Origin of the sequence: Streptomyces sp. NPDC005492, assembly GCF_040605995.1 — a bacterium.
In the GTDB taxonomy this organism is placed as follows: Bacteria; Actinomycetota; Actinomycetes; order Streptomycetales; family Streptomycetaceae; genus Streptomyces.
In genome coordinates this window covers 1-9574 of the sequence record NZ_JBEXDX010000096.1, presented here as the reverse complement: position 1 = coordinate 9574, position 9574 = coordinate 1, and the positions used below count along the sequence as shown (strand labels likewise).

Below are 9574 nucleotides of genomic sequence, written 5' to 3'. Positions count from 1 at the left end.
GCGTCTTGCGCTCGTGTTATGTCGTCAGATATGGGCCAACCGGCAATCAGCGGACGGATGTTGGCGACGCGCCGCAGTTCATACGGCGGCCAGCGGTCGGGAGATGCCGTGACCCAGGGGCCAACCGGCAATCAGCGGACGGATATTGGCGACGCGCCGCAGTTCATACGGCGGCCAGCGGTCGGGAGATGCCGTGACCCAGGGGCCAACCGGCAATCAGCGAGCGGATATTGGCAGTGCGCCGCAGGCCATGCGGTCGCCAGCGGTCGGAAAACCCCGACGGACCAGGGGCCAATCGGCCTCGACGGGCGGGCGGCGCCGGAGCATCGGGGGCCTTTCTGTCTTCAACGGGTAGGTGTTGCCGTTGGGCGGGGGCCATTTGGGCCGGTGGTGCCGAAGCACCGGGGCCAATCCGTCTTCGACAGTTCGACAGACAGGTATCGCCCGGGCGCTGGAAGTCTTTCCACTTCCTCGGACGAGCGCGCCGAAGTGCCGGGGCCGTTCGGTCCTCACCGGACGCGTGGTGCCAGGTATGGGAAGCCTCGGCTCCGATGGTCAGGTGTCGCCGAAGTGCCGGAAGCCCTTCGGTGTTCAGCGGACAGGTATTGGCGGTGCCGGGCGGAAGCGACGGCGGTACTCGGTCGGGGCCGTGCCGAGGGCCTTGAGGAAAGCGCGGCGCATGGTCTCGGGGGTGCCGTAGCCGCTGGCGCGGGCGATCTGCTCGACTCCGTCGCCGGTGTCCTCCAGGAGGCGGCGGGCATGTTCGAGGCGGACGCGGTCGACGTAGCGGCCGGGGGTCATGCCGGTCTCGGCCTGGAAGGCGCGGGCGAAGTGGCGGGCCGACAAGCGGGCGCGGGCCGCAAGGGACTCGACGCCCAGGTCGTCGTCGGGATGCTCGGTGATCCACTGCTGGACCTCACGGAGGGGTTCCCGGCGAGCGGTCTGGGCGGCGAGCTGGGCGCTGAACTGGGCCTGGTTCCCGGGCCTGCGCAGGAACACCACCAGGTGACGGGCGATAGTCAGAGCCATGTCCCGGCCCAGGTCCTCCTCGACCAGGGCGAGGGCGAGATCGATGCCCGAGGTGACACCGGCCGAGGTGGAGACGGGTCCGTCGCGGACGTAGATCGGGTCGGGGTCGACCTCCACGGCGGGGTGGTCGCGGGCAAGTTTGGCGCAGTACGCCCAGTGGGTGGTGGCCCGGCGGCCGTCCAGCAGGCCCGCCTCGGCGAGCAGGATCGCCCCGGTGCACACGGACACCAGCCGCTCGGCCCGCGGCCCGTGCTCGCGCAGCCAGTCGGTCAGCCGCGGGTCCGGGCCACGCGTGCCGGCGCCGCCGGGGACGAGGAGGGTGTGCGGGGCGGGCGCGTCGGCGAGGGTCGAGTCCGGTACGACGGTCAGGCCGCTGGATGTGCGCACCGGAACGCCGTCCAGGGATGCCGTATGGATGCGGTAGATCCCCGGGGCCTGTGTCCCGGCGCCCGCGAAGACTTCCACGGGGCCGGTGACGTCGAGGCTCTGCACGTGGTCGAAGAGGACCACCAGGACGGTTCGCATGTCCTCGATTCTTCGTGCTCGGGGCGATGGCCGCAATGACGAGAACCCCACCTTTCCTGCCATGCCTCGCGGGCACTATCACCTCGTACCGACCAGTCGGTAACGTGCAGGGCATGACTACTGCCGCCGTCGATCCCCGTGCCGGGCGCCGCTGTCACAACGCGCTCAACTCCCTGCACGCCACGCTCTACTTCTCGCCCGACCTGGGAAGGGAACTGGCCGCGCTCGGGGTCGAGGACTCCCGGGCCGTCAACTTCGCCGTACGGACGGCCGCGATGGGGGCGGTCGGCCCGGGGACGGTGACGGCGGCCTTCTACAACTACAAGTACGAACTCGTGGCCCGGCATGTGCCCGCCGTGTGGGAGACCGCCTCCCCGGAGCAGGTCCTGCACGCACGCGCGCGTGCCGTCGACGCGACCCTGCGCCGGCTGCTGGGCGACGACGTGGTGGGGTCGCAGGAAATGGCGGAGGCGGCGCGGCTGGCCCTGCGGGCCGCCGAGGCGTGCGGCCGCTCCGCCCGGCCCCTGTACGCCGCCCACGCGGATCTGCCGGTCCCCGAGGAGCCGCATCTCGCGTATTTCCACGCCACCACGCTGCTGCGCGAACACCGGGGCGACGGTCACCTGGCCGTGCTGTTGGCCGCCGGGCTCGACGGTCTGGAGGCCGTGGTCACCCACACCGCGACCGGCAAGGGCATGACCCCGAAGTGGGTGTTCGGCACGCGCGGGTGGAACCAGGAGGAGTGGGACGCCGCCGCGGGACGGCTGCGCGAGCGCGGACTGCTCGACGAGGACGGCGAGTTGACGGAGGCGGGCGTCGCACTGCGCGCGGACATCGAGGCGGAGACGGACCGACTGGACCGGGCGCCCTACGAACACCTGGGCGCCGAAGGAGTCGTACGACTGACCGAACTGGTGACCGGGTTCGCGCGGCAGGCGCTCGCGGCCGGGGCGTTTCCGCGGGATCTGCTCGGGAAGCGGTAGGGGCGCGGGACCCGCAGGACAGCGCCCTGATCCCCGGTTGTCAGTGTGACCTGCCACAATTGCCGCGCAACCTCAGTGGAGAAGGCGGTACGGGCGTGACGACACCCCTCGTAGGGTCCATCGAAGGCAGGATCGCCGAAGAGCTCGGCGTACGGGAGCGGCAGGTGAAGGCTGCCGTCGAGCTGCTCGACGGCGGTTCGACGGTCCCCTTCATCGCCCGCTACCGCAAGGAAGCGACCGAGATGCTCGACGACGCGCAGTTGCGCACGTTGGAGGAGCGGCTGCGGTATCTGCGGGAGCTGGAGGAGCGGCGGACCGCGATCCTCGAATCGGTGCGCGAGCAGGGGAAGCTCACGGAGGAGCTGGAGGCGCAGATCCGTGCCGCCGAGACCAAGGCGCGGCTTGAGGACATCTACCTCCCCTTCAAGCCCAAGCGGCGCACCAAGGCGCAGATCGCGCGCGAGGCGGGCCTTGAGCCGCTCGCGGAGGGGCTGTTGGGCGACCCGTCCGTGGAACCGCTGGCTGCCGCAGCCGCGTTCGTCGACGCCGACAAGGGTGTCGCCGATCCGCAGGCCGCGCTCGACGGCGCCCGGGCGATCCTCACCGAGCGGTTCTCGGAGGACGCCGACCTGATCGGCGAGCTGCGCGAGCGGATGTGGGCGCGCGGGCGCCTCGCCGCGAAGGTGCGGGACGGCAAGGAGGAGGCGGGCGCCAAGTTCTCCGACTACTTCGACTTCGCGGAGCCGTTCACCGCGCTGCCCTCGCACCGCGTCCTGGCGATGCTGCGCGGCGAGAAGGAGGACGTCCTCGATCTCGTCCTGGAGCCCGAGGAGCCGTCCGAGCAGCCCGGGCCGTCCTCGTACGAGGGGATGGTCGCCCACCGCTTCCAGATCCAGGACCGGGGCCGCCCCGGCGACAAGTGGCTTCAGGACACGGTCCGTTGGGCCTGGCGCACCCGCATCCTCGTGCACCTCGGCATCGACCTGCGACTGCGGCTGCGCACGGCCGCCGAGGACGAGGCGGTCGATGTCTTCGCCTCGAACCTGCGGGACCTGCTGCTCGCCGCACCGGCCGGCACGCGCTCGACACTCGGCCTGGACCCCGGTTTCCGTACGGGGGTGAAGGTGGCCGTCGTCGACGCGACCGGCAAGGTCGTGGCCACGGACGTGATCTACCCGCACGTCCCGGCCAACAAGTGGGACGAGGCCCTCGCCAAGCTGGCCCGGCTCTGTGCCCGGCACTCGGTCGAGCTGATCGCGATCGGCAACGGCACGGCGTCCCGCGAGACCGACAAGCTCGCCGGTGAACTCATCACCAAGCACCCGGAGTTGAAGGTCACCAAGGTGATGGTGTCCGAGGCCGGCGCGTCCGTGTACTCGGCCTCCGCGTTCGCCTCGCAGGAACTGCCCGACATGGACGTGTCGTTGCGCGGCGCCGTCTCCATCGCGCGCCGACTCCAGGACCCCCTGGCCGAGTTGGTGAAGATCGACCCCAAGTCGATCGGTGTCGGCCAGTACCAGCACGACCTGTCCGAGGTGAAGCTGTCGCGTTCGCTGGACGCGGTGGTCGAGGACTGTGTGAACGGCGTCGGCGTGGACGTCAACACGGCCTCCGCGCCGCTGCTTTCACGCGTCTCCGGCATCACCTCCGGCCTCGCGGAGAACATCGTGTCGCACCGCGACGCCAACGGTCCCTTCAAGTCGCGTACGCAACTGAAGAACGTGGCACGGCTCGGCCCGAAGGCCTACGAGCAGTGCGCCGGCTTCCTGCGCATCCGGGGCGGCGACGACCCGCTCGACGCGTCCAGCGTGCACCCCGAGGCGTATCCCGTGGTGCGGCGGATGGTGAAGACGGCGGGCAGCGAGGTGGCCTCACTGATCGGCAACACGTCGGTGCTGCGCTCGCTCAAGCCGACCGAGTTCGTGGACGAGACGTTCGGTCTGCCGACCGTCACCGACATCCTCAAGGAGCTGGAGAAGCCGGGGCGCGACCCGCGACCCGCGTTCAAGACGGCCACCTTCAAGGACGGCGTCGAGAAGATCTCCGACCTGGCGCCCGGGATGGTCCTGGAGGGGGTCGTCACCAACGTCGCCGCGTTCGGGGCGTTCATCGACATCGGTGTCCATCAGGACGGTCTCGCGCATGTCTCCGCTCTATCGAAGACGTTCGTCAAGGACCCGCGTGACGTGGTGAAGCCGGGTGACATCGTCAAGGTGAAGGTCCTCGACGTCGACATCCCGCGCAAGCGGATCTCGCTGACGCTGCGGCTCGACGACGAGGCGCAGGCTTCCGGCGGGGAGCGGCGAGAGCAGGGGGGCGAGCGCCGGCAGCGGGGTGGTGGGCGTCCGCCTCAGCAACGTCAGCAGCAGCGGCAGGGTGGTGGCGGTCAGGGCGGCGGTTCGCGGCAGGCGGCTCCGCCTGCCAACAGCGCGATGGCCGACGCCTTGCGGAAGGCGGGTCTCCTGGACCCGAGCAAGAAGGGCAAGCGTTAAGGGTTGGGTCGCGGGGGGGGGTGCCGGTCCATTGCGGCCGGTCGCGCCCCTCGGCCCGATGAAAATCGGTGGACGTCGATCACCTCGCCGACAGACTGGGGCGATGATCGCACCGGACTTCAAAGCCGACCTCCGCGTCTTTCTGCAGGACGCCCGTGACACCTTGCTGTGGAAGCTCGAAGGGCTGCCGGAGTACGACATCCGACGCCCGATGACGCCGACCGGCACCAACCTGCTCGGGCTGGTGAAGCATCTGGCCGGTGCCGAGGCGTTCTACTTCGGCACGGTGTTCGGGCGGCCGGTCGACGGGCCGGAGTTGTGGATCGCGGGCGACGCCGAGCCGAACGCCGATCTGTGGGCGACCCCCGACGAGACGCGCGAGCGGATCGTCGGGGACTACCGGCGGGTGTGCGCCCACTCGGACGCGACCATCGAGGCGCTGCCCCTGGACGCGATCGGCCGCATACCGGGCGAGCGGGTGACCGAACTGACCCTGCACCGCGCGCTCGTGCACATGACCTACGAGACGTCCCGGCACGCGGGGCACGCCGACATCGTGCGGGAACTCGTCGACGGGAACGTGGGCCAGCGGGCCGGGGGCACCAACATGGCCCCCGGCGACGCGGCGTGGTGGGCGGCGCACCGCGACCGGGTGGAGCGTGCCGCCAAGGGGGCCGAGCGCACGCTCTAACGCTGTTCGGTCACCTTGCCGTCCGCCACCTCCAGCCGCCGCGTCACCTGGACCGCGTCCAGCATGCGGCGGTCGTGGGTGACAAGGAGGAGCGTGCCCTCGTAGGCGTCGAGGGCCGACTCCAGTTGTTCGATGGCGGGGAGGTCGAGGTGGTTCGTCGGCTCGTCCAGGACCAGGAGGTTGACGCCGCGGCCCTGGAGGAGGGCGAGGGCGGAGCGGGTGCGTTCGCCGGGTGAGAGGGTCGCGGCGGGGCGCATCACGTGGTGCGCCTTGAGGCCGAACTTGGCCAGCAGGGTGCGGACTTCGGCGGGTTCGGTGTCCGGGACGGCCGCGCAGAATGCGTCGAGCAGGGACTCCGTGCCGTGGAACAGGAGGCGCGCCTGGTCGACCTCGCCCACCAGGACGCCCGAGCCGAGCGCCGCGTGTCCGGCGTCCAGCGGGATACGGCCGAGGAGCGCGCCGAGGAGAGTCGACTTGCCCGCGCCGTTCGCGCCGGTCACCGCGACCCGGTCCGCCCAGTCGATCTGGAGGGACACCGGGCCGAAGGTGAAGTCGCCGCGCCGTACCTCGGCGTCCCGCAGGGTCGCGACGACCGCGCCGGAGCGGGGCGCGGACGCGATCTCCATGCGCAGCTCCCACTCCTTGCGGGGCTCCTCCACGACGTCGAGGCGTTCGATCATGCGCTGGGTCTGGCGGGCCTTCGCGGCCTGCTTCTCGCTGGCCTCGCTGCGGAACTTGCGGCCGATCTTGTCGTTGTCGTTGTTCGCCTTGCGGCGGGCGTTCTTGACACCCTTGTCCATCCAGCCGCGCTGCATCTGGGCACGGTCCTGGAGGGCCGACCGTTTGTCGGCGTACTCCTCGAACTCGTCGCGGGCGTGCCGGCGTGCCACGTCCCGCTCCTCCAGATAGGCCTCGTAGCCGCCGCCGTAGAGGTTGATCTGGTTCTGGGCCAGGTCGAGTTCGAGGACCTTGGTGACCGTGCGGGTCAGGAACTCGCGGTCGTGCGACACGACGACCGTGCCGGCGCGCAGGCCGGAGACGAAGCGTTCGAGGCGCTCCAGGCCGTCGAGGTCGAGGTCGTTGGTGGGCTCGTCGAGGAGGAAGACGTCGTAGCGGGAGAGGAGGAGGGAGGCGAGGCCGGCGCGGGCGGCCTGGCCGCCGGAGAGGGACGTCATCGGCTGGTCGAGGTCCACGGCGAGGCCCAGCGAGTCGGTCACCTCCTCGGCCCGCTCGTCCAGGTCGGCGCCGCCGAGGTCGAGCCAGCGCTCCAGGCTCGCCGAGTAGGCGTCGTCGGCGCCGGGCGCGCCGTCCACCAGCGCCTGGGTGGCCTCGTCCATCGTGCGTTGCGCCTCGGCGACTCCGGTGCGGCGGGCCAGGAACTCGCGCACGCTCTCACCGGGGCGCCGCTCCGGCTCCTGCGGAAGGTGGCCTACGGTCGCGGCCGGCGGGGAGAGGCGCAGCTCGCCCTCCTCCGGTGCGAGCAGCCCGGCGAGCATCTTGAGCAGGGTGGACTTGCCCGCGCCGTTGGCACCGACCAGACCGATCACATCACCGGGGGCGACGACGAGGTCGAGCCCGGTGAAGAGGGCGCGGTCGCCGTGTCCGGCGGCGAGATTCTTGGCGACGAGGGTGGCAGTCATCAGACCGCCGATACTAATGGCTCGCTTTCGTGCCCCGCGCCTCGGTTTATCAGCGCACCATCGGCTCCACCAGCACGCTCCCCGTGGTCCGGGCCACGACGAAGGACTCGCCCTTCACCGCTTTCGCGTCCAGGGCGATGCGGTGGTGACCCGGTTCCAGGACTCCGTCGAAGACGTCCTGGGCGTGGCTGCGGTAGAGGCGGTCGAGTCGGTACGCGGTGAGACGCACCCGGCACGGCGAGCTGACCTCGATGCCCGCCTCGCCGTCGGCGGCGACCAGCCGGGTCAGGCGGTGCTGCTCGGCGGGGCGCCGGTCCAGGGCGTGTTCGATCTGGGCGACGAGGAGGGGAACGATCGGGGCGAGGCCGTCGACATGGGCAACGTCCACCCCGGCGCGGTCGAACGCGGCCCGTACGGCGGCGCGTTGGTCCGGGGTGACGGCCCGGCCGAAGGCGACGGCGCCGTAGCCGCGGAGTTCGTCGGCGGGGACGTGGGTCGCGTCGCCGGTGATGTCGGCGCCGATGCCGATGGCGCGCAGGGCCGCGGCGAGCTTGGCGAGGACGGCGACGCGGGCGCCGATCAACAGGACGCGGCGTCGGGCGGCCGGGGGCTCGGTGCCGTCGAGCAAAGAGTCGAGGGCCGCGCGGTACTCGGCTCCGGCGAAGCGGAAGGGCCCTATGCCGTGGTAGCCGTTGCGCTCCAGGTCGGCGTGTTCCTCGGTCTGCCAGGCGAAGTCCCGCCAGATGTAGTCGGCGCCGTCCCGCTGGATGACGGCGGTGACGGCGCCGCAGGCCAGGTCCTCGCACTCGGGGCAGCCGTAGATGATGTGGCGTCCGCCCGCCAGCGGTGCGTCCGTCTCCAGGAGGAGGCTGCGGACCTGGGCGGTGAAGATCGCGGGTGGGACGTCGGAGGCGAGCGGGGAGACGGCGTCCAGGTCGGTGAGCTGGAAGAGCAGCGGGCGGCCGTCGACGATGAAGTCGACGAAGTCACGGTGCACCTGGTAGCCGCCGTCCGCTAGGACTTCACCGGCGCGCATCGCCGGTGCCAGGCCGAAGGCCGCGTATTCGGCAGACATGCTGTGAGTATCCCCACAGCGATGGGGATGTGAGCACTGCATGACATATTCCGCTACCGTCCGCGCATGGAGAGCGGTGTGCGGGGCGATGTGATCGTGGTCGGCGGGGGCGTCATCGGGTTGACGACGGCCGTCGTGCTGGCGGAGCGGGGGATCCGGGTCCGGGTGTGGACGCGGGAGCCCGTCGAGCTGACGACGTCGGCGGTCGCGGGCGCGCTGTGGTGGCCGTACCGGATCGAGCCGGAGGCGCTCGTCGGTGACTGGGCGCTCCAATCGCTCGTCGTCTACGAGGAGTTGGCGGCGCGGCCCGAGGAGACGGGCGTACGCATGGTCGAGGGCGTACAGGGCGAGACCCGGCTGGACGAGCTGGGGCCGTGGGCGGCCCGGGTGCCGGGGCTGCGCGAGGCGCGGGCCGAGGAGTACGCGGGCGGCGGGCTGTGGGCACGGTTGCCGCTGATCGACATGTCGACCCATCTGCCGTGGCTGCGGGAGCGGTTCCTGCGGGCGGGCGGGAGTGTCGAGGAGCAGTCGGTGACGGACCTCTCGGAGGTACCGGCGGCCGTCGTGGTCAACTGCACCGGGCTGGACTCCCTTGACCTCGTGCCCGACCGCTCGGTGCGGCCGGTGCGCGGCCAGTTGGTCGTCGTGGAGAACCCGGGCATCACCACCTGGCTGACGTCCGTCGACCACTCCGCCGACACGTCCACCTACTTCTTCCCGCAGCCGGGCGGCCTGATCCTGGGCGGCACGGCCGAGGAGGACGCCTGGTCGATGACGCCCGACCCCGCGACCGCCGAGGCGATCATCGCCCGCTGCGCGGCGATCCGCCCGGAGATCGCCGGGGCGCGGGTCCTGGAACACCGGGTGGGGCTACGGCCGAGCCGGCACGCGGTGCGACTGGAGCGTCAAGTGCTGCGCGGCGGGCGGGTGTTGGTGCACAACTACGGCCATGGCGGCGCGGGGATCACCGTGGCGTGGGGGTGCGCGGAGGAAGCCGCGGGGCTGGTGGGGGCGGGGTGGGGCTGAGTCGTGGGGGGGGGGGGGGCGCCGGCCGGCCGCGCCCCCCCCCCCCCCCGGCCCACACAACACCCAGACACACACACGCCACACCAGACCCAACCACCGCCAGAAGGAAAGAC

7 protein-coding genes are annotated in these 9574 nt (G+C 71.4%); 4 read left to right on the top strand and 3 right to left on the bottom strand.

Annotation, left to right across the window (positions count from 1 at the left end; all coding sequences use genetic code 11):
• Positions 1 to 591: 591 nt before the first annotated feature.
• A complete protein-coding gene (locus tag ABZT04_RS45505) occupies positions 592 to 1554 on the bottom strand; it encodes a GlxA family transcriptional regulator (protein WP_356066509.1) in 963 nt (320 codons plus the stop codon).
• Between the two features lie 113 nt (positions 1555 to 1667).
• Between ABZT04_RS45505 and ABZT04_RS45500 the strand changes: the two genes are divergently transcribed.
• From ABZT04_RS45500 to ABZT04_RS45490, 3 genes are all read left to right on the top strand, one after another.
• Positions 1668 to 2537, top strand: a complete 870-nt coding sequence (locus ABZT04_RS45500; protein WP_356066506.1) for a hypothetical protein — start codon at positions 1668 to 1670, stop codon at positions 2535 to 2537.
• Positions 2538 to 2632: 95 nt separating this feature from the next.
• Positions 2633 to 5029 (top strand): Tex family protein, encoded by a 2397-nt coding sequence (locus tag ABZT04_RS45495; protein WP_356066503.1) that lies wholly within the window; start codon positions 2633 to 2635, stop codon positions 5027 to 5029.
• 103 nt (positions 5030 to 5132) lie between these two features.
• Entirely contained in the window at positions 5133 to 5720 is a 588-nt protein-coding gene (locus ABZT04_RS45490; protein ID WP_356066500.1) for a DinB family protein, read from the top strand.
• On the opposite strand, the gene ABZT04_RS45485 is transcribed toward ABZT04_RS45490, so the two are convergent.
• Both ABZT04_RS45485 and ABZT04_RS45480 read right to left on the bottom strand, forming a co-directional pair.
• Entirely contained in the window at positions 5717 to 7360 is a 1644-nt protein-coding gene (locus ABZT04_RS45485; protein WP_356066497.1) for an ABC-F family ATP-binding cassette domain-containing protein, read from the bottom strand. The two genes, ABZT04_RS45490 and ABZT04_RS45485, sit on opposite strands and share 4 nt — an antisense overlap.
• Before the next feature lie 49 nt (positions 7361 to 7409).
• Positions 7410 to 8435, bottom strand: coding sequence for an oxidoreductase (locus tag ABZT04_RS45480; protein WP_356066494.1), 1026 nt, complete (start codon positions 8433 to 8435; stop codon positions 7410 to 7412).
• Between the two features lie 66 nt (positions 8436 to 8501).
• Between ABZT04_RS45480 and ABZT04_RS45475 the strand changes: the two genes are divergently transcribed.
• Positions 8502 to 9461, top strand: coding sequence for an FAD-dependent oxidoreductase (locus ABZT04_RS45475; protein ID WP_356066492.1), 960 nt, complete (start codon positions 8502 to 8504; stop codon positions 9459 to 9461).
• Positions 9462 to 9574: the final 113 nt, after the last annotated feature.